This is a genomic window from Streptomyces sp. NPDC059398, from assembly GCF_042751845.1.
In the GTDB taxonomy this organism is placed as follows: Bacteria; Actinomycetota; Actinomycetes; order Streptomycetales; family Streptomycetaceae; genus Streptomyces.
In genome coordinates, this window is record NZ_JBHYWP010000111.1 from 1 (window position 1) to 19,704 (window position 19,704).

Annotated in this window: 19 protein-coding genes and 1 pseudogene; 13 read left to right on the forward strand and 7 right to left on the reverse strand. The window is 71.0% G+C overall.

The window, feature by feature from the left end; genetic code table 11:
• Window positions 1-73: 73 nt before the first annotated feature.
• Window positions 74-421 (reverse strand): DUF6479 family protein, encoded by a 348-nt coding sequence (locus ACFXBC_RS29825; protein WP_385031286.1) that lies wholly within the window; start codon window positions 419-421, stop codon window positions 74-76.
• A gap of 298 nt (window positions 422-719) precedes the next feature.
• Between ACFXBC_RS29825 and ACFXBC_RS29830 the strand changes: the two genes are divergently transcribed.
• Window positions 720-1,358 (forward strand): DUF998 domain-containing protein, encoded by a 639-nt coding sequence (locus ACFXBC_RS29830; RefSeq protein WP_385031289.1) that lies wholly within the window; start codon window positions 720-722, stop codon window positions 1,356-1,358.
• Between the two features lie 82 nt (window positions 1,359-1,440).
• Here ACFXBC_RS29830 and ACFXBC_RS29835 read toward each other — a convergent pair whose 3' ends face one another.
• Both ACFXBC_RS29835 and ACFXBC_RS29840 read right to left on the reverse strand, forming a co-directional pair.
• On the reverse strand, window positions 1,441-2,151 hold the full coding sequence (locus tag ACFXBC_RS29835; protein ID WP_385031292.1) for a DUF2470 domain-containing protein: 711 nt from the start codon (window positions 2,149-2,151) through the stop codon (window positions 1,441-1,443).
• Between the two features lie 152 nt (window positions 2,152-2,303).
• On the reverse strand, window positions 2,304-3,449 hold the full coding sequence (locus ACFXBC_RS29840) for a mannosyltransferase family protein (protein ID WP_385031295.1): 1,146 nt from the start codon (window positions 3,447-3,449) through the stop codon (window positions 2,304-2,306).
• 619 nt (window positions 3,450-4,068) lie between these two features.
• Here ACFXBC_RS29840 and ACFXBC_RS29845 point away from each other — a divergent pair.
• Entirely contained in the window at window positions 4,069-4,884 is an 816-nt protein-coding gene (locus tag ACFXBC_RS29845) for a hypothetical protein (RefSeq protein ID WP_385031298.1), read from the forward strand.
• A 97-nt stretch (window positions 4,885-4,981) separates the two neighbouring features.
• Here the strand turns inward: ACFXBC_RS29845 and ACFXBC_RS29850 are convergent, their stop codons facing one another.
• Entirely contained in the window at window positions 4,982-5,194 is a 213-nt protein-coding gene (locus tag ACFXBC_RS29850; RefSeq protein ID WP_385031301.1) for a hypothetical protein, read from the reverse strand.
• A 277-nt stretch (window positions 5,195-5,471) separates the two neighbouring features.
• On the opposite strand from ACFXBC_RS29850, the gene ACFXBC_RS29855 reads away from it, so the two are divergent.
• The 3 genes from ACFXBC_RS29855 (at window position 5,472) to ACFXBC_RS29865 (ending at window position 8,466) form a co-directional block, all read left to right on the forward strand.
• Entirely contained in the window at window positions 5,472-6,026 is a 555-nt protein-coding gene (locus ACFXBC_RS29855) for a YceI family protein (protein WP_385031304.1), read from the forward strand.
• 71 nt (window positions 6,027-6,097) lie between these two features.
• Window positions 6,098-7,222 carry a PP2C family protein-serine/threonine phosphatase gene (locus ACFXBC_RS29860; RefSeq protein ID WP_385031307.1) on the forward strand — a complete coding sequence of 375 codons (1,125 nt, stop codon included), beginning with the start codon at window positions 6,098-6,100 and terminating at the stop codon, window positions 7,220-7,222.
• 188 nt (window positions 7,223-7,410) lie between these two features.
• Window positions 7,411-8,466 carry a chitinase gene (locus tag ACFXBC_RS29865; RefSeq protein WP_385031310.1) on the forward strand — a complete coding sequence of 352 codons (1,056 nt, stop codon included), beginning with the start codon at window positions 7,411-7,413 and terminating at the stop codon, window positions 8,464-8,466.
• Between the two features lie 86 nt (window positions 8,467-8,552).
• Here ACFXBC_RS29865 and ACFXBC_RS29870 read toward each other — a convergent pair whose 3' ends face one another.
• Both ACFXBC_RS29870 and ACFXBC_RS29875 read right to left on the reverse strand, forming a co-directional pair.
• Window positions 8,553-9,353: a siderophore-interacting protein gene (locus ACFXBC_RS29870; RefSeq protein ID WP_385031313.1), complete on the reverse strand. Its 801-nt coding sequence runs from the start codon at window positions 9,351-9,353 to the stop codon at window positions 8,553-8,555.
• A 338-nt stretch (window positions 9,354-9,691) separates the two neighbouring features.
• A complete protein-coding gene (locus ACFXBC_RS29875) occupies window positions 9,692-10,216 on the reverse strand; it encodes a VOC family protein (RefSeq protein ID WP_385031316.1) in 525 nt (174 codons plus the stop codon).
• 397 nt (window positions 10,217-10,613) lie between these two features.
• Between ACFXBC_RS29875 and ACFXBC_RS29880 the strand changes: the two genes are divergently transcribed.
• The 3 genes from ACFXBC_RS29880 to ACFXBC_RS29890 all read left to right on the forward strand — a co-directional run bounded on the left by ACFXBC_RS29880 (window position 10,614) and on the right by ACFXBC_RS29890 (window position 14,637).
• Entirely contained in the window at window positions 10,614-11,594 is a 981-nt protein-coding gene (locus ACFXBC_RS29880; protein WP_385031319.1) for an alpha/beta hydrolase, read from the forward strand.
• A 197-nt stretch (window positions 11,595-11,791) separates the two neighbouring features.
• Window positions 11,792-13,306: a cryptochrome/photolyase family protein gene (locus tag ACFXBC_RS29885; protein WP_385031322.1), complete on the forward strand. Its 1,515-nt coding sequence runs from the start codon at window positions 11,792-11,794 to the stop codon at window positions 13,304-13,306.
• Between the two features lie 149 nt (window positions 13,307-13,455).
• On the forward strand, window positions 13,456-14,637 hold the full coding sequence (locus tag ACFXBC_RS29890) for an IS30 family transposase (RefSeq protein ID WP_385031349.1): 1,182 nt from the start codon (window positions 13,456-13,458) through the stop codon (window positions 14,635-14,637).
• A gap of 40 nt (window positions 14,638-14,677) precedes the next feature.
• On the opposite strand, the pseudogene ACFXBC_RS29895 reads toward ACFXBC_RS29890, so the two are convergent.
• Window positions 14,678-14,818, reverse strand: a pseudogene (locus ACFXBC_RS29895) (aldo/keto reductase); the annotation flags it as partial.
• 219 nt (window positions 14,819-15,037) lie between these two features.
• On the opposite strand from ACFXBC_RS29895, the gene ACFXBC_RS29900 reads away from it, so the two are divergent.
• From ACFXBC_RS29900 to ACFXBC_RS29920, 5 genes are all read left to right on the forward strand, one after another.
• Complete coding sequence (locus tag ACFXBC_RS29900) at window positions 15,038-15,961, forward strand: helix-turn-helix transcriptional regulator (RefSeq protein WP_385031325.1); 924 nt, start codon at window positions 15,038-15,040, stop codon at window positions 15,959-15,961.
• A gap of 323 nt (window positions 15,962-16,284) precedes the next feature.
• A complete protein-coding gene (locus ACFXBC_RS29905; RefSeq protein ID WP_385031328.1) occupies window positions 16,285-17,637 on the forward strand; it encodes an erythromycin esterase family protein in 1,353 nt (450 codons plus the stop codon).
• A 70-nt stretch (window positions 17,638-17,707) separates the two neighbouring features.
• Window positions 17,708-18,361 (forward strand): phosphoribosyltransferase, encoded by a 654-nt coding sequence (locus ACFXBC_RS29910; protein ID WP_385031331.1) that lies wholly within the window; start codon window positions 17,708-17,710, stop codon window positions 18,359-18,361.
• 240 nt (window positions 18,362-18,601) lie between these two features.
• Window positions 18,602-19,195: a Dps family protein gene (locus ACFXBC_RS29915; protein ID WP_385031352.1), complete on the forward strand. Its 594-nt coding sequence runs from the start codon at window positions 18,602-18,604 to the stop codon at window positions 19,193-19,195.
• 38 nt (window positions 19,196-19,233) lie between these two features.
• The gene (locus ACFXBC_RS29920) at window positions 19,234-19,614 is read left to right on the forward strand and encodes a hypothetical protein (protein WP_385031355.1); all 381 of its coding nucleotides are present in this window, start codon (window positions 19,234-19,236) and stop codon (window positions 19,612-19,614) included.
• The last annotated feature ends 90 nt before the right edge of the window (window positions 19,615-19,704 follow it).

Sequence of the window (19,704 nt, forward strand, 5' to 3'; positions counted from 1 at the left end):
TCCCGGGCCGGAAGCGCGAGAGGGCCCGGACGCCGCCGCGGGGTGACGGTCGGCGGCCGGGCGGAGAGCGGCTTCAGCTGCCGAGGCCGCCGCTGCCGAAGCTGCTGCCGTCACCGGTGTCCTTCGGCGGCTTCTGCACGGGGCTGCGATGCGTACTCGAACCCTTGATCTCGTGCGGCAGAAGACGCGAACCGTCGTGCGGCATTTCCTCCGGCTCCCGGTATTCCCGCATTTCGTGGACCGGGCCTTCCTCAGGAAGATGAGGCTGCTCCTCCGGCTCCGGTGGCGGGAGTTCCCTGGCGCGGATCCTGCGCCCCCAGGCGAAAGCGGCGAGGAGTACGCCCACCACAATGATTCCGGCCAGAAGCATGAACAGAGCCGTGTTGGACGAGACAGCGAGCTGATATGTCGAGGCTTCCATTCGACTCCCGTACCCGCGCGGCAGGCTTCCATACCGTTTCGACGGTGAGTCATACGGCCTTGAGCGTAAGGAAACCACCCCCGGACGCGGCGAAGAGTTTATCGCTCCGGCCGAACGGGAATCCGTTTCCTCTTCAGGGTGGGCCGCCGGTGAGGTATCCCGGCGCTGAGCGTGACATACGCGTACGCCTCGGTCCCGGCACCGCGGACGGCTGCCAGGCCATTCCCGGGCGGGTCGGTAAGCACCCTTTTCCGCGTGTGATCCAGCGGCGTGCGGCGGCGCATCTTATGGTGCTTCAATGCGACTTGTGCCCTGGTGGGCTCTGCTTTCCTCCGGGTGTGCTCCCGTGCTGTTACTCGGGGGCTGGAATGTCGCGGAGAGGATGCAGGGGCCCGGTTACAACCCCACGACCCGCACCATCAGTGTCCTCGCCGCGTACGGCATGCCCGGGTACGGAGTGATGACCGGCATGCTGCTCGTACTCGGGGCGTGTTACGTCGTCACCGCGATCGGGCTGCGCACCGCCACGCTCCTCGGCCGGGCGGCCCTCGCCGGGGGCGGGATCTCCGCGATGCTGCTCACGCTGGTGCCCGCGCCCCCCACCGGGGGCTCGTTCGGCCACGGGGCCGTGGTCACGGTGGGGTTCGGGCTGCTGGCCGTCTGGCCGGTACTGGCCGTCGACCGCGGTGCGCGCGCTCCGTGGCTGTTCCGGGCCGGGGTGGTCCATGACGGGGGCGTGTCGTGGGGCCTGCGTCCGAACGCGGCGATCGCGGCGAGCGCCGCGATGGGCGCCTGCGCGGTCTGGTTCCTCGTCGGACTCCAGCTCCATGGGCTGCCGGGGATCGCCGAGCGTGTCCTCACCTTCGCCCAGGCGCTGTGGCCTTTCCTCGTCGTGGTCTCCTGCTGGCCCCAGCAGGTCGCTACGGAGGAACCGTAGCCCGCTCCGGAACGGCCGGGGCGCCGACCGCTCGCGGAGCTTCTCGCGGACCCGGCAGGAGGCCGGGCGGACGGTCCCGCGGTCAGGCGAGGAGCCGGTTGGGATGGGAGGCGCGGCGCGCGGCGGCCAGCAGGGACAGGATCTGCGGTCCGGCCTGGTCGAGCCGGGTCACGGTCTTCGCGAACGGCAGGCGCACATCCCGGTGGGTGCCCGGGTACTCCAGGCGGAGCGTCACGCCGTAGCGGTCCATCGCCAGCGGCAGGACGCGCACCATGCCCTTGGCGGGCTGCGGTTGGGCGAGACGCAGGAGAAGGGGGAGCAGTTCGCGGTGCCCGTCCACGAGGTGGGTCAGCATCGTGGCCTCGCTGGTGGCGATCGGGTCCGGGGCCGTCGCCTGCAGCTCGGCGTGGGTGACGAAGGCCCGGCCGGAGACGTCGTCGAGGACCGCCTGCCCGAACTCCATGCAGGTGCTTGCCGTGGCCTCGGTGCTGTACTCGGCCAGCAGCAGCCCGGTCACCGTGACCCGGGCCCGCATCCGGTCGCGTACCGGAGTGGGTGCGATGTCGGTCAGCTCCAGCCGGACCGGGATACGTGCGCCCGGCTGCGCCGGCCCGGCCTCGTCGAGCGGTGCGTGCAGGTGGATGTGGCCCATGGCGCCCGTTCCGTCGAGGCGGTGCACCTCGACGGGCTCGTGCCCATCGCTCACCACCGTCATCGAGTGGGCTGCGGTCAGGATCGACAGCACGCGTTCGGCGGGTGTCGGCTGCGTGGCGCGGGAGTTGAAAGGACGCATCCAAGTTCTCCAGAGGAGCAGGCGGGCAGAGCTCGTAGTGCTACTTAGGTATGCCTAACCTAACCTATGGCTCCGGGTTCGGACAGCGGGGCGTCGCAAGGGGCCGGAAAACGACTGCGGTTCACCCGGACCGCTGGGCGGGTCGGGCCCGGTCACCCCGCCCAGCGGCCGGACAGGAACGTCAGCGCGACGGCGGTCGTGGCGGGCGCGGCCAGGCTGAGGAACAGGGTCTTGAGCGCCGGCCTGCGCAGGCTCCACCCCGCCAGGCCGATCCACAGCGGCCACCACAGCAGGGTGGAGCGGGGTATGGACATGTACCAGTACGAGGTGCCCAGGGCCCACAGGGTGAGGCCGATGTACACGGCCTCCGCCCAGCGGCGCTGCCGGGCCAGCACGACGAGCAGGACGACTCCGGCGACCATGGCCAGGAGTTCGGCCTGGAACATGACGGCGTAACCGGTGGTCTGGGCCTGGGTGAAGGCGTTGTGCCAGGTGTGCGACCAGGCATCCCAGGGGGAGTGGAACGTACGGTTCCAGCCCTGCTCCTCAGCGTGCTTCCAGGCCATCCAGTCACCGGTGTGGGCACGCAGGAAGCCGCTGTAGAGGGCCACGGGCACGGCGGGCAGGACCAGCCAGGGGAACTGGCGCCAGTCGCGGCCGGTCCGCGCGGTGAGGAGGAAGTGCAGCGCGATGGCGGCGGCGAGGAAGAGGCCGTTCACCCGGACCGTGGCCGCCAGCGCCGTCAGGGTCGTCGCGAGCGGCCAGTGGCGGCGCTGGGCGGCGAGCCAGGCGGGCAGGGCGAAGGCGAGGAAGAGCGCCTCCGTGTAGCCGGCGGCCAGAAAGATCGCGCATGGGGAGAGCAGCAGGAACATCACGGAGCGCCGCCCGGCCTCGTGGTCGGGCAGGTGCAGCCGGGCGATCCGGGAGAGCGCGAGAACGGCAACGGCCCCGGCGACGAAGGAGATGAGCAGTCCGGCCGCGGTCCAGTCGGTGACGACGGTGTGGACAGCCCGCAGTACGAGCGGAAAGCCGGGCAGGAACGCTTCTCTGTGGTCCAGGGTGGTGTGCAGGAGGCTGCCCTGGCCCGGGAAGTATCCGTCCCGGGCTATATGCAGGTAGAAGTGCCAGTCCCACTGCTGGAAGGGGGCCAGGAGGGGGCCCGCGTCACGGGAGTCGGGGTCGGCGGGGAACAGCCACCGGACGCAGTAGGCGGTGGTCCAGACGCCCAGCCGGGTCGCCAGATACAGCCACAGCACCTGGCGGTCGGCAGGTCCCACCCGCAGCAGCAGCGAGCGCACGGCGGCCGCCCCCGCACGGGGGCCGGACCCGCGCTGGTGCCGTCGGTCTCCCTCCGCCCCGATCCCGTTCCACCGGCCGGTGCCGGCCCGGTCCGTGGCTGCTGGGTCCGTCGCTGCCGGGCCGGTGCCCGCCCGGCCTCTGTCCGGTCCGTCTCTGTTCCGCCGGTCCGCGCCCGCCCGGCTTCCGTACCTCCGTTTTCCGGACGGCTCGGTCCTGTTCGCACCGGTCCCGCTGCCCGCGGTGGGTGACCGCTGTTCCGGCACGCCCGGCGACCGGCTGGATTCGGGGGTGTTCTCACGCAGCCCGGACGGCAAGAACGGCATGGGGGACTCTCTCCTAGTAGGCGGGGGCGTACCGGGACGACCGGTGACACCCGCGGTTCCTGCGTCTTTCGCTCTCTCGCTCTATTGGAATACGCGGGGGACCGGGTGTCCGGCTGACATGAGCCCCGGGAGAAGAGCGTGACGATCGTCACGGAACCGGAGGGCGTGATTGAGCGTCAGACCCGCGCCCCGGCAGCCTTCGACGGCCCGGCGGAGCGCCCGCTTCACAGGCCAATCCACCACCGCTTCGGCGTCGAATCTCCGGCGTCAGTCAGCAGACGCCGGAGGAACACCGATGAGTACGCCGCACCCCGCTGAGCCCCACGACTTCGAGAACGGCCCGGCCGGCCGGGCGCACCCGGCCCCTTCGGCGCGTCCGGCCGACGATCCGTCCCCTCCGTACGAGGGTTCATACCGGCACGAGGGTTCGTACGAGAGCCGGTGCGAGGGCCTGTACGAGGATCCCGTCCATCCGCCCGAGGCCGCCGAGCGGGCACGGGCGCGCCACATCGCGCGGGCTTCCTGCGCCGCTTCACGCGCCGCCGCCTACGGGGGAGTCCAGGCCCGGGACGGCGCCGGGCGCACGGCCGCGGATGCCGCGGGGGAGACCGCGGGGAGCACCACAGCGGGCCGGGCGGCGCTGCTCGCCCTGGACACGGCGCAGTTGGCACTCGGCACCGCCGTCAACAACACATCGGACCGACGTGACGTGTTCGCGGCGACCGCCAGGGGCGCGGCCCTGGCGGCCCAGGACGCGGTGGACTGCGATCCCGGCGGGCTGCACCTGGTCGCGAACATCCTGGCGGACGGATACGAGGCGCTGGCCGGCGAGGCGCTCAGCAGCCGCCCCGCACCGCCCCCGACCCCCGAAGAGGAGGCCGCCATCCACCGCGGGGAGGGTGAGCCGTACGACGACGTCTATGTGCACCCGGAGGACTCGGCCGCGTACACGGAGCGGACCAGGGTCCGTCAGCCGAAGGACGGGCGCTCCTACCGCCCCCGGCCCTTTCTGCTCTCCGAGGACGCCAGACGCGTGTCTCCGACGGGGGAGCTCTTCGCTCCCGGCGTCGGCAGGCACTGGCGGATCGCGTGGCGGCCCCTGTTCCCCTGAGCGCGGACCGGGCAGGGCATCCGCCCCGGCCGGGCGGCCTGTCGGGAGCGGCAGAGGTGCGGCGCCCGCGTCACGCCCGTACACCCGGAGCCCCGGGTCAGGCCGTCGCGTACTGGTGGGCGCGCCCGCCGCGCCACTTCACCCACGCCTCGTCGTCGAGCAGGGTGTCCGCGTCGAGCAGACCGGCCCGCCGCAGGAACTCGACGACATCCGCGTCGGCGTGGGCCAGACCTGCGATCTCTCCCTGGATCGTCACCCGTCGTCCTCCGCTCGGGGAGGGCGGATGCACCACTATCGGTGTGCTGTCCATGACCTCAGGGTGCGTCCGGCCGCCTTTTCCGGCACTCCGGGAGGACGGCGGAGTCCGAAGGCCCCGGCGCCGCGGCCGGACCCGGGGAGCGCCGGTCCGGCGTGCGTACGGCGGGACGGCCGTCCCTTTCGGGGGGTGCGGTCCGGCGGTCGCCGGGCCCGGCGGTCTTGGTCCATCGGGGTGACCGGGCAGGGGCACGGTGGCGCGGCCCGGTCCCCGTACCGTCCGGGCTGCCTAGCGTGAGACGCCCCTCTCGCGCGACTGCCTGGAGTACGTCATGACGATGCCCGCCCTCACCGACCTGACCGGTTCGTATGTGCTCGACCCGGCGCACACCCGTATCGGCTTCGTGGCCAGGCACGCGATGATCACCAAGGTCCGCGGCTCGTTCGCCGAGTTCGAGGGCACGCTCCAGTTGGACGGCGCGGACCCGGCTCAGTCACGGGTCGCGGTCACCATCAAGACCGACAGCATCGACACGGGCAACGAGCAGCGCGACGGGCATCTGCGGACCAACGATTTCCTCGATGCCCCGAACTACCCGCAGATCACCTTCACCTCGACCGGGATCGAGCAGCTGGACGACAGCCACTTCCGGCTGAGCGGCGATCTGACGATCAAGGACACCAGCAAGCCGATCAGCATCGATTTCGAACTCACCGGTTCCGCTCAGGACCCCTTCGGGAACCAGCGGGTGGGCTTCGAGGGCGAGGTCGCCATCAGCCGCAAGGAGTACGGCATGACGTGGAACGCCACCCTCGAAGGAGGAGGCGTCCTCGTCGGCGACAGGGTGGTGCTGGAATTCGACGTCTCGGCGATCAAGCAGAGCTGAGCGGCGGCCGGGCGGCCGACGCGGGACCCGGCCGAAGCGCGGGCACGGACCGGGTGAGGTAGGCAGAGGCCATGAGTTCGCTGCGCTTCCTCCATGCGCTCCAGGAGCCGCGTCGGCATCCGAAGGCGCTCATGCTCATGCCGTTCCTGCTGATCGCCGCTGTCACGGTGGTGGATCTCTTCACCCCGCCGGCTGTGCATCTCGGGCCCTTCCTGGTGGCGGCGCCGGCCGTGACGGCGTCGTTCGCCGGGCCCCGCAGTACCGCGCTCGTCGGCGCGGTCGCCGTCGCGGCCGACGCGTTCGTGGCGGGCTCGCGGACCAGCGTCACCGATCTCAACCACACCTATCAGCTCGCCGCGCTCTTCCTGATCTCCGTCTTCGTCACCTTCTTCGCGTATCTGAGGGTGCGCCACGAACGTGAGATGACCCATCTGCGCTGGGTGGCCCGCGCGGTGCAGCGCGTGGTCATGAGGCCGCTCCCGGAACGCATCGGAGCGCTGCGGATCGCCTCGGTCTATCTGGCCGCCGAGGCGGAGGCCCAGCTCGGCGGCGACCTGTACGCGGTGACGCGCACGCCGACCGGGACGCGCGTCATCATCGGTGATGTGCGCGGCAAGGGCCTCGATGCCATGGGTGAGGCGGCCGGCGTCCTCGGGGCCTTCCGGGCGCTGGCCCACCGCGATCCGGAACTCTCGGAAGCTGTCGGCCAGTTGGAGGCCAGTGTCACATCCGACCGGAGTGACACGGCAGGGGCGCAGGGGGCGCGCGAGGACAGCGGAGAGTCATTCGTCACCGCGGCCGTGCTCGACATTTCCGACACCGGCCCGGAGCTTCAGCTCGTCAGCCGCGGCCACCCGCCGCCTTTGGTGGTGAGCGCGGGCCGGGTCCAGTCGCTCGACGTACGGGAGCCGGGGCCGCCGCTGGGCCTCGGGCATCTGCTCAGCGGCGTGTTCGGTGCGGAGACCTTCACCTTCGGTGTCGGCGACGTCCTGCTTCTGTACACCGACGGCGTCATCGAGGCCCGGAACGCGGCGGGCCGTTTCTATCCGCTGACCGACCGGATCGCGTCCTGGGGCGCCGACGGCCCGGCCAAGCTGCTCGACCGGCTCTGCGCGGATCTGCTCCGCCACGCCGGCGGCAGCCTCGGCGACGACGCGGCGATGGTGGCCATCGAAAGGCTCCCGGCCGACGGGTGAGCGGCCCGGCCCGTGGCCGTCTCTCCGTCCCACGGTCGCCTCGCCTCCCGCAGTTTGGTCCAGACCTATTGACCGGAGGTCTGGACCACTTTACGTTGACAGGTACTCGACAGCAGCTGTGCAGGTACGGGTGGCAGGTACGTGACACTCATGCCCCGCCCGAGCGCCGGGCCAGGAAGGGACACGACATGATCGGTCGGACGGTACGTCTTCTGGGGGTCGGGCTCGCGACGGCCGCCGTCGTGCAGATGCTGGTCGCCGCAGCGCCCGCCGCCCCGCGGGCCGTTGACACCTGCGCGGTCAAGCCCAAGCCCGCGGGCAAGGTGCTCCAGGGGTACTGGGAGAACTGGGACGGGGCCGCCAACGGTGTGCACCCGCCGCTCGGCTGGATCCCTCTCACCGATTCCCGTATCACCGCCCACGGTTACAACGTGGTCAACGCGGCCTTCCCGGTCATCCGCTCGGACGGCACCGCTCTGTGGGAGGACGGGATGGACTCGACGGTGAAGGTCCCGACCCCGGCCGAGATGTGCCAGGCCAAGGCGTCGGGCCTCACGACGCTGATGTCCATCGGCGGCGCGACCGCGGGCATCGATCTCAGCTCCACCGCGGTCGCCGACCGGTTCGTCGACACCGTGGTGCCCCTCCTGAAGAAGTACAACTTCGACGGCATCGACATCGACATCGAGACCGGACTCACCGGCAGCGGCAACATCAACCAGCTCTCGGCCTCGCAGTCCAACCTCATCCGCATCATCGACGGCGTACTCGCCCGGATGCCGGCGGGCTTCGGGCTGACGATGGCCCCCGAGACCGCCTACGTCACCGGAGGCAGCGTCACCTACGGCTCGATCTGGGGCGCGTATCTGCCGATCGTGAAGAAGTACGCGGACAACGGCCGGCTCTGGTGGCTGAACATGCAGTACTACAACGGCAGCATGTACGGCTGCTCCGGCGACTCGTACGCGGCGGGGACGGTCCAGGGCTTCACCGCGCAGACGGACTGCCTCAACAAGGGGCTCGTCGTCCAGGGCACCACGGTCAAGGTCCCCTACGACAAGCAGGTGCCGGGGCTGCCCGCCCAGCCCGGCGCGGGCGGCGGGTATCTGTCGACCGGGCAGGTCGGCCAGGCGTGGAACACCTACGCCAACGGCCTCAAGGGGCTCATGACCTGGTCGCTCAACTGGGACGGCTCCAAGAACTGGACGTTCGGTGACAACGTCAAGTCCCTGCAGGGGCGCTGACGGCGCACGACCCTGTGCGGCCACGCGGTCAGCAGGTCCCGGCCCTTCGGGGCCGGGACCTCTTTCCGTTCCCTTCCCCCGTCAGGTCAGCCGGGGGTGGACCAGCCCATACGCCAGTAGCCCGCGAAGGAGACATCCCGCTTCGGTACGCCGCGGTCGTTGACCAGATGCCGCCGTACGCCGGTGGCCAGCCGGGATTCGCCGGCCACCCACGCGTACAGGGGGACGCTGGGCAGCTGGGCGGTGAGGACCGCTTCCAGGGCACGGCTGCCGGGCCGTATCGCGTCGTCGTCGCGGCTGAGCCAGTGGACACGTACTCCGGGCGGCGTCCGGAGGGGCCGGATGTCGGCCGCGGACGCCACTTCGAGGTAGACCTCGGTGGGCGGCGGATGCGGGTCGCCGTCCAGGATCGACAGGACGGCGGGCAGGGCGGTCTCGTCTCCGACCAGCAGTTGCGCCCGTGCGTGCTCGGGCCGTCGGTAGGTGGTGCCGAGGTCGAAGATCCCGGCCGGGTCGCCCGGCCGGGCCCGGCGGACCCAGGAGCTCATGGGCGAGTCGCCGTGCAGGGCGAATTCGATGTCGATCTCCTGTTCCGCCGGCCGCACGCGCCGGACGGTCAGGTTGCGCACCCAGGGGCGGACCGTCTTGGACATCAGCATCACCTGGGCCATCCACGCTTCGTTCGAGGCCGTGGGCATGCGCAGCGCGGTCTGTCCGATACGGGGAAAGAAGAGGCGGACGGCCTGGTCGCCGCCGACAGCGACCAGCTCCCGTACGCTCGGCCCGCCGAGGGTGACGGTGGCGAAGCCCGGGGTGAGCAGCTCGCGGCGGCGTACCTCCAGCGTGATCATCGTGCGCTCCGCAGGGGGACGCACGCGGGGACTCATGAACCGCTCCTCGTCGCGAGGAGCATCTTGTTTGCGCAGCTCATGGCAGTATTATGAGCAAAAGCTCACTTCCTTCGGTACTCGCTTTCCGTGCCCCGGAAGGAACGCCGGACGACGTCCGCCCACCGTCGCCTCGCCCCACGTCGCAGCCCCGGCCGGTGCGCGCCGGGCTGACCCGCGAGCGGATCCTCACCGCGGCTGCTCACGTATGCGCCAGGTACGGGGATGCCGCGGGCTGCATGCGGAATCTCGACGTGGCTCCGGCGGGCCCCCTTGGGGGGGGCCCCGGCGGGCGGGGCATGACGGCCCGCCGGGGCCGGGAGGCGGCGTTCGCCGGTTCAGTGGCGGGCCGGAGCCGATATGCCGGTCCCGCCCGGGAGGTCGGCGCCGAACTGTGCGATGACCGCGTCCAGGTCGAGCGGCGCGAAGGCCACGGGTTCCACCTCGTCGATCCTCTCGGCGGGTACCAGCCAGCACACTTCGAACTCCAGGCCGTCCGGGTCGCCGGCGTACAGCGACTTGGTGGTGCCGTGGTCCAACTCGTAGGCCAGCGCGCCTGTCCGGACCAGCTTGTCGCGGATGTGGCGGAACTCGGTCAGGGTGTCCACCTCCCACGCCAGGTGCGCGAGCCCGGGGCGTCGGTCCGGGCTCTGCGGGGAAGCCGGGCCCTCGATCTGGAGGAAGGCCAGATCGTGGTCGTTGGTCGACCCCTCGGCCTGCAGGAACGCGCCCTCGGGCACCTTGTCGCCGTCGGCGTGGACGCGGAATACGGTGCGGAACCTCAGTAGATCGGTGTAGAAGGCGACGCTGCGTTCGACGTCGCGGACGTAGAGGACGGCGTGGTTGAGACGCTGGACCGGCATGTCACTCCTTCGCATACTTACGATTGGTGCGTAGCCCCACCGTAGAGATGCAACGGGGGCCTCACAAAAGGAACATGGGTGTGCGCAAAGCACACCACTGGCGAAAAAATCCGCACCGACCCGACGTGCGAGACCGCCCGTGTCAGGTCCCTGTGCGTCTTCACTAACCCGCGATGCGCCGTGCGCACCGAGGCCCCCGAGTCCGACCGGTTGCACGCTCCGGCCCGGTGCTGCACCCCGGCGGGCCCTGGAACCCCGGAGGTTGGCCACATCGAGCAAGATCTACACTGCCCCCGGCGGCTGGACTCTCGCTTCCGGCGATGGATCGCGGGGTGAGCGCTCGGAGCACACGCGCCAGCCCCGAGGACGGCGCGCGAATTCTGACAAAGGTGGACTGATGGTGGCAGTACCTTTCGATGCGGCGCTGCTGGACGGATACCGTGCCGTGCAGGAGGCCGGTTCGGGCCCGATGAGCCTGGAGCGGCTGCCGGAGGTCCGGGCCGAAGACGCCGCAGAGGTGCCGACGCTCGACGAGCTGCGGCGGGGCGGGCGGTTCGAGGTGACTTCGCGCTCGGTTCCGGGGACGTCCGGAACTTCAGAGGCCGAGCTGCTGATCTGCACGCCTGCCGCTGTTTCGGGCCCGGCCGTGTCGCGCCCGGCCATCTACTTCGTACACGGCGGCGGCTACTTCAGCGGCGATCCGCGGCACCTGTTCTTCCTCGAACCGCTGTTGGACGAAGCCGAGCGCCTCGGGGCGTCGCTGATCTCGGCAGGGTACCGGCTCGCGCCGGAGCATCCGCATCCCGCACCGCTCGACGATGTCTACGCCGGGCTGCTGTGGACGGCTGAGCACGCGGCCGAACTCGGCTTGGACGCGGACCGGATCGTCGTCGCGGGGACGAGTGCCGGCGGTGGCCTGGCCGCCGCGCTGAGTCTGTCGGTGCGCGACAAGGGCGGTCCGCGGCTGGCCGGGCAGTTGCTGATGTGCCCGATGCTCGACGACCGCAACGACAGTGCTTCGGCCCTTCAGATGGACGGTGCCGATGTCTGGGACCGCGGCTGGAACGGCTTCGGGTGGAAGGCCCTGCTCGGTTCCGAGTGCGGGGGCCCGGACGTGTCGCCCTACGCCGCGCCCGCCCGCGCCACGGATCTGTCCGGACTGCCGCCCGCCTTCATCGATGTCGGCTCCGCGGAGACACTGCGCGACGAGGCCGTCGCCTACGCCGACCGGATCTGGCGGGCCGGCGGCGCTGCCGAGCTGCATGTGTGGTCCGGCGGCTACCACACGTTCGACCTGGTGGCCCCGGACGCGGTGATCAGCCGGGCGGCGTGGCGGGCCCGTCGTTCCTGGCTGGAGCGGGTGCTGGCGGCGGACTGACATCCCGCTCGGGTCTTGAGCGAAGGCCGGCCCTCGCTCCGCTGTACCCGCATCCGACGCGGCCCCGGCGCTACAGCCCCGCCGCCCCGGCGTGTGCTGAGAACGGCCCACGCTGTCGTGCGCTTTGATCTGTGCAGAAAGCGGCGCGCTGTGCGGCGCGTGCCGGCCGGCCACAGATCGTCAACGGAGCGTTCGGTATGACGGAGAGAGAGTCCCGCACCCCCCACTGGCTGTTCGGCGATCAGCTCGGCCCCCATTTCCTCGATCCCGCACGGGGCGGCCCGCACCGGGACGCCCCGCTGCTGATGATCGAGGCCCGCAGTGTCCTGCGGCGGCGGCGGTTCCACCGTGCCAAGGCCCATCTGGTGCTCTCGGCGATGCGCCACCGGGCCGCCGAGCTGGGCGACCGGGTGCGGTACATCAAGGCGGACACCTACCGCGAGGGCCTGCGCGAGACCGTCGGAGACGGGCCGGTGACCGTGCACCACCCCACCTCCCACGCGGCTCACGACTTCGTACGGGCGCTGCCCTCCGTACGCGTACTGCCCCCGCGCGGCTTCCTCGTGACGCACGACGAGTTCCGGGAGTGGGCGGACGGCCGTTCCACGAAACGCCTCCGCCAGGAGGACTTCTACCGATGGGTCCGGCAGCGGCACGACCTGCTCATGGAGGGGGACCGGCCGGCCGGGGGCCGCTGGAACCTGGACCACGACAACCGGCAGCCGCCGCCACGCGGCGCCACCGGCCTGGGAGTTCCGGCGCCCTACCGGCCCCGGGAGAGCGACATCGACGCCGAGGTGCGGTCCGACCTCGACCGCTGGTCGCGCGACGGGGACATCGAGTTCGTGGGCGAGGACGCGCCCCGCAGGTTCCCGGCCACCCGCCGGGAGGCGCTCGCCGCCCTGCGCCGCTTCACCGGGCACCGGCTCGCCACGTTCGGCGCGTACGAGGATGCCATGCTCGCCGGGGACACGACGATGAGCCACAGCCTGCTCTCCTCGTCGCTCAACCTCGGCCTGCTCGACCCCGCCGAATGCGTCGAACGGGCCGAGGCGCGGTGGCGGTCGGGCGATGTGCCGCTCAACAGCGCCGAGGGATTCGTACGGCAGATCGCCGGATGGCGCGAGTTCGTCTGGCACGTCTACTGGTACTTCGGCGCGCGGTACCGCGAGAGCAACTCCCTGCGCCACCACGCGCCGCTGCCCGACTGGTTCACGGAGCTCTCCTCCGAAGCGACCGGGGCGAACTGCCTCAGCCACGTCCTGGACCAGGTCCGTACGACGGGCTGGACGCACCACATCCCGCGCCTGATGGTCCTGGGCAGTTTCGCCCTCCAGCGCGGATGGGAGCCCAGGGCCGTCACCGACTGGTTCCACCGCAGCTTCGTCGACGGCTACGACTGGGTCATGGTCCCGAACGTGGTGGGCATGTCGCAGTACGCGGACGGGGGCCGGATGACCACCAAGCCGTACACGTCCGGAGGCGCCTACATCGACCGTATGAGCGACCTCTGCGGTCCCTGCCGGTACAGGCCGTCCGTCCGGGTCGGCGAGGACGCCTGCCCCTTCACGGCCGGGTACTGGAATCTTCTGCACCGCCACCGCGACCGGTTCGAACACAATGCGCGCATGAGCCGGGCGGTGCGTGGGCTGGACCGCCTCTCCGATCTGGAGGAGCTGCTGGAGCAGGAGCGGTCTGACCATGCCCGGTAGACGGCATTTTTCGCCGTTGTCCAGGGTGACGTGCTGCACGGGGAAGCCCCGGCCGTAGGGAGCTTGCGTTCTAGTGGTCGTCGCAACACCCCAGCTCAGGGGATGCGATGGACTTCGAGATCCGGAAGGTCCGAAAGGCTCACGGGCCGATGAAGTTGCGGCGGGAGCGGGAGGAATACTTCCGGCTCGTGCGACAGGGCTATAGCAACAAAGAGGCGTCCCGGCTGGTGGGCGTCAACGAACGGACCGGCCGCGAGTGGCGCAACGGCCGGAGCGATCCGGACAGGTTTCGGGCGCCTGCCCAGCAAGGGCAGGCGCCCGTCGCCATGTCGTCGGGCCGGTATTTGCGCGATGACGAGCGCCTTCACATCGCCGACCGGCTGCGGGAGAAGGCCACGATCCGTGCGATCGCCGCCGAGCTGGGACGCAGCCCGTCCACCGTCAGTCGGGAGATCCGCCGCAACAGCACCACGGATCCCCGTGGTCAGCGGCACTACCGTCCCCACGCGGCCCAGGCCCGTGCCGACGTCCGTCGGCGCCGCCCCAAGGTGGGCAAGATCGCGCAGAACGCCGAGCTGCGGGACTTCATCCAGCATCGCCTGACCCTGCGGTGGAGCCCGGAGCAGATCTGCAACGCTCTGCGTGCACAGTTCCCCGACCGGCCGGAGATGCACGTGGTTCACGAGACGGTCTACCAGGCCCTCTACGTCCAGGGCCGCGGCGAACTACGCCGCGAGGTGGCCCGGGCCCTGCGCTCGGGGCGAGCACGTCGTAGGCCCCAGCGGCAGGCGGCCAGTCGGCAGCCGCGCTTCAGCCACCCGATGGTCATGATCAGCGAACGGCCGGCCGAGGCGGAGGACCGGGCGGTGTCCGGCCACTGGGAAGGCGACCTCATCATCGGGAAGGACAACGGCTCCGCCATCGGTACTCTCGTCGAACGCGCCACCCGCTACGTGATGCTGGTACACCTGCCCGACGGCCGCACCGCCGAGGACATGCGCGACGCGCTCGTGAAGACCGTGCAGAGTCTGCCCTCGCATCTGACGCGCTCGCTGACCTGGGACCAAGGCTCAGAAATGGCAGCCCACCACGCCTTCAGCCTTGCCACCAACGTCCCGGTCTGCTTCTGCGACCCGGCCAGCCCCTGGCAGCGCGGATCGAACGAGAACACCAACGGCCTGCTGCGGCAGTACTTCCCCAAGGGCACCGGCCTGTCCGTCCACAACCACGAACACCTGGCCGCCGTCGCCGCCGAACTCAACGGACGCCCACGCAAAACGCTCGGCTGGGAAACCCCAGCCGAGCGTCTGCATAAACTACTCGCCGCCTAACACAACCGACCACGTGTTGCGACGATCCCTAGAATCCGCCGATTCCCAGCTCCAGCGCACGGTGCACCGTCCTGATCGACTCCGCGTCGTCCGTGCCGGACCCGGTGTAACCATGGGACATCCCCATCGCTCCCAGGCCGATCCGGGAAACCTCCAGGTCACGCAGTTTGATGTAACGCATGTCGTCCTCTTCGCATCGTGGTGTCGCCCCGCGCCTCTACTCCCGCCCGGTCCGGCAGGCCGTGCCTGCGCGGGCCCGTGGGTTGCCGGGTGCCGGCGGCGTCCTGCCCCTTCAGCTTCGCGCCGATGGCGCGGCTGTGGCAGGGCGGGCTCTTCGGGGGTAACGACAGGGCCCCCCTCGGCCCTGCGGACCAGGTCAGGCGCGAGTGAGACTGGAGACATGGCAACGAGGAGCGCGCACAGTGAAGGCGCCGAGCTGGGCCGCTACCTGCGCGCCCGCCGCACCCAGACCAGTCCAGGACACGTCGGCCTCACCGTCGGCGCCGGGGTCCGGCGCACCCCCGGGCTACGCCGTGAGGAGCTGGCCACGCTGGCCGGCATCAGCATCGACTACTACGTACGCCTGGAGCGTGGCAAGGAGACCCGCCCCAGCCCCGCCGTCCTTGATGCCCTCGCCCGGGCCCTGCACATGGACGAGCAGGAACACCAGCACCTGCGCGAGCTGGCCGCCCGTGCCGCGCGCTACATCCCCGAGCCACCGCCCGCGCCCAGCCGCACCGTGCGCCCCCACCTCAAGCTGCTGCTCGATTCCCTGCGCCCGAACCCGGCCTACGTCATCAGCCGCAGCATGGACATGCTCGCCTGGAACCCCGGCGGTCTGGCCCTGTACGCAGGACTGGACGACTGGCCCGTCAAACACCGCAACCTCGCCCGCTACCTGTTCCTGCACCCCGCGGCCCGTGATCTGTTCGGTGACTGGGACCGGCAGATCACCGCATGCGTCGCCCGCCTGCGCGCCATGGCCGGCGCCGCACCCGACGCACCGGACCTCACCAACCTCGTCGGCGAACTGCTCCTGAAGAGCCCCGACTTCGCCGGCCTGTGGGAGCGTTACGAGGTAACCGGGCGCAAGCCCGCCCACAAGACGTTCCAGCACCCGCAGGTCGGCACGGTCACCCTCACCTCGCAGTCCCTGCAGGTGGAAGGCACTCCCGGCCAGCGCATCGGCGTCTACACCGCCGAACCCGGCACCCCCGACCACGACGCCCTGCTCCTGCTGGACATGTCCGCGCCGCAGCCGCCGGAACGCCGCGCGCCGGACTCGGACTCGGACACCACCGGTCGGCAGCTCCGCCGGGACTGACGGGACGCGAGGCTCATTCCGCGGGTTCTGTGGTGGTGCGGTGCAGGCCGTCAGGGTGTCCCGGTCCAGCGAGAGGCAGCTGAAGGGCCTGCTGTGAGGGGGGAAGAATTCTTCCCAGGATGCTTCTTTCCCAGGACACATCCTCCTCCGCACATGCGCCCGCAGTGGTGCAAGCCTGGAATTGCACCGGACTGCACGCGGGAAGGAAAGACAATTCCGTGAACGAGTGCACGTTCGATAAGGCTGAGCGTTGGACTACGGGTCCGGGGCGGCGCGAGACTAGTTCATGGGCCCTGCACGGTGTCGGTGCGAAGGGAACGGCCATGGCCTCCAGTCGGTCGGGGACGAAGACCCGGGTCGAGCGGGTCCGGGAGGGCGCGCAGCCGCTGACCGGCGCCGCCTCGCTGGATCCGCTGCTGGACCGGATCGGTGACGCCCGCTATGTGCTGCTGGGGGAGGCATCCCACGGCAGCACCGACTACTACCGCTGGAGAGCGGCGCTGACGCGTCGGCTGATCGAGGAGAAGGACTTCTCCTTCGTCGCGGTCGAGGGCGACTGGCCCGACTGCCAGGCCGTCCACTCCTCGGTCACGGCGCAGCCGGACGCCCCCGACGACCCGCTCGACGTACTGCTGGAGTTCGGCCGCTGGCCCACCTGGATGTGGGCCAACACCAATGTGCTCCGCTTCGCCCGCTGGCTGCGGGAGTACAACCTCGTTCTGCCGCCCGGCCGTTCACGTGTGGGCTTCTTCGGCCTGGACGTCTACTCCCTGTGGGAGTCGATGGACGCGGTGATCGGATACCTCGACGAACACGCCCCGGACGAGCTGGCGGGCGCGCTGGACGCCTTCCGCTGTTTCGAGCCGTACGGCGGGGACCCGCACTCCTACGCACGCGCCACCCGCTTCGTACCGTCGGGCTGCGAGCGTGAGGTACGCGACCTGCTGGTGCGGCTGCGGCGGGTCACGGCCGGCGCCGAGGCGGCGGGCGGCGGCCTCGCGCAGCTCACCGCACGGCAGAACGCGGAGGTGCTGGCGGGCGCCGAACGGTACTACCGGGCTGTGGCGGGCGGCGGCCCGGAGTCCTGGAACATCCGCGACCACCACATGGCCGGCACTCTGGACCGGCTCATGGAACACCACGGCCCCGACGCGAAGGCCGTGGTGTGGGCGCACAACACCCATGTCGGAGACGCGCGGGCCACCGACATGGCGGGGGCCGGACTGGTCAGCCTCGGCCAGCTCGTCCGGGAGGGCCATGCCGCGGAAGGCGTCGTGCTGGTCGGTTTCGGCTCGTACGACGGGACCGTGGTCGCCGCCGGGCGCTGGGGCGACGACCCGGGCATCCTGCGGGTGCCCCCGGCGCAGCCGGGCAGCGTGGAGGAACTGCTGCACCGCGCGCTCCCCGGCGGCGCGGGGCTCTTCGTGTTCCCGGAAGGTGTCCGCAGTGGAGTGCCGGCCGGTGGCGGCCCCGAGTGGTTCGAGGAGCAGCGGGACCACCGCGCCATCGGAGTGGTCTACCGGCCGGAGGCCGAGAAGCGGGGGAACTACGTCCCCACCGTGCCGGGCGAGCGCTACGACGCCTTCGTCCACCTGGACCGCAGCCAGGCCCTCACCCCGCTCCACGGGGAACTGCCGGGCACCGGCGAGGAGGAGACGTGGCCCACCGGGATGTGACATCGCCGCCGTACGGGCCGTTCCGTACGGCCCGTACGCCGGGAACGGAGTTGTCGGAGAGGAAGGGATCATGCGTTTCCACGACCGGAGCCAAGCCGGGCGGGAGCTCGCCGCCCCGCTCCGCGCAGCAGCGGCCGCCGGCGGTCTGCCCCGGCCCCTGGTGCTGGCGCTTCCACGGGGCGGAGTGCCCGTCGCCGCGGAGATCGCACGGGCCCTGGATGCGCCGCTGGATGTGCTCATCGTCCGGAAGATCGGCCTGCCGGGGCAGCCGGAGAGAGGGGTGGGTGCGATCACCGACGACGATCCGCCGGTGTTCGACAGCGGGGCCCTGCGGTGGCTCGGCCTGAGCGAGGACCGGCTCGCCTCCGAGGTCGCCCGCGAACGCACCGAACTCCACCGCAGGGAGGACCTCTACCGGCAGGGCCGGCCGCCCCCCGCACTTGAGGGGCGGTCCGTGATCGTCGTGGACGACGGCCTCGCCACCGGCGTCACCGCCCGCGCCGCGGTGCGCCATCTGCGCGGCCGCGCACCCGCCCGGCTGCTGCTGGCGGTCCCCGTGGGCGCGGCCGACAGCACCGCGGCCCTGCGCCAGGAGGCCGACGAGGTCATCTGCCTGCACCAGCCCGGAGTCTTCCAGGCGGTCGGAGAGTGGTACGACGTATTCGACCAGGTCCCCGACGGCGAAGTGACCGAGATCATGCGGGACTTCACCGTTCCGTCCTGAGCGAAGCAGGCCGGAGAACGGCCGGCGGGCCCCACTGCCGCCCGCTGCTGTCCCTCGCGCCGTCGCAGCCGGGAGGTCGCCGAGGCAGTCGCCCGGAGAGGTCGGCGCTACAGCCCGGCCGTTGGGCCGGATGGCCGCTTCCCGGCGGGCGACAGCGCGCGCCCGGACCCGGCCGGTGTTCGAATGACGGGGAGCAGCGCCCGATCCGATCCGCGCGGCACCGTCGAAGCCCGCGTGGCGATGAGGAGGTCCCCGGTGAGCAAGAATCCGCCCCCGCCCCAGTACACGGTCCCCGGCATGTCCAGCGCCGACGGCAGCGAGGTCATCAAGCTGCTGCGCGCACGTCTGCACGCACTCAACGATCTCGCTCTCACGCTGAAGCATATTCACTGGAATGTGGTCGGCCCGCACTTCATCGCGGTGCACGAGATGCTCGACCCGCAGGTCGAAGCCGTACGGGACATGACCGACAAGGTCGCCGAGCGCATCTCCACCCTCGGCGGGTCGCCGCCCGGGACGCCGGGTGTCCTGGTCGCCGAACGGTCCTGGGACGACTACAGCGTCGGCCGGGCCGAAGCCATCGAACACCTCGGCGCCCTGGATCTCGTCTACACCAAGCTCATCGAGGACCACCGCGCCGCCGTACGGGCCACCGAAGAGCCCGACCCGGTGACCCAGGACCTGCTCATCGAGAACCTGCGGAGCCTCGAACTGTTCCAGTGGTTCGTCCGCGCCCATCTGGAAAGCGCGGGCGGCAGGCTCAGCACCGCCGGTGCCGGCTCCGAACGGGAGGCCGCCTCGCGGGCGGGCGAGCAGGCTCGCAAGCAGCCCTGACCCCGTACGACAGAAAGGCCGTGCAGGCCGCAGGACGGATGTCGGCGGCCCTGGAGACCACCGAAAGAGCCCGTGGGCACCTCTACGGCTTCCATCAGCTGACCGGCCACGCCGACCTGGGTCTCGACGACGTCGTCGGACTTCTGCGCGACGCCGGCCATCCGGATCTCGCCGACGAGATCAGCAGGGAACTGATCGGACGCAATGTGCTCCCCGGCCGGTGGACCTTCCAGATTGTCGAGGAGTACGACGACGGCTACTACCGCACCTTCCAGCGCCTGGAGGAGAAGGTCAGGGACCGGCTCGCCGGCGGCCGGCGCCATCTGTACGAAGCAGAGATGAAGGAGGACCGCCGCACCCCCGGCCATCCGGCGCACCGCGCGGAACCGGACGGGGCGGCGGACGGCCCCCGGGACTGACAGCGCACGGGCCGGTCCCGGCGGGGGCGGCGGCGCCCAGTGCCGGGCGCCTCCCTCGGACCGAACGGGCCGAATGGACTGAACAGACCG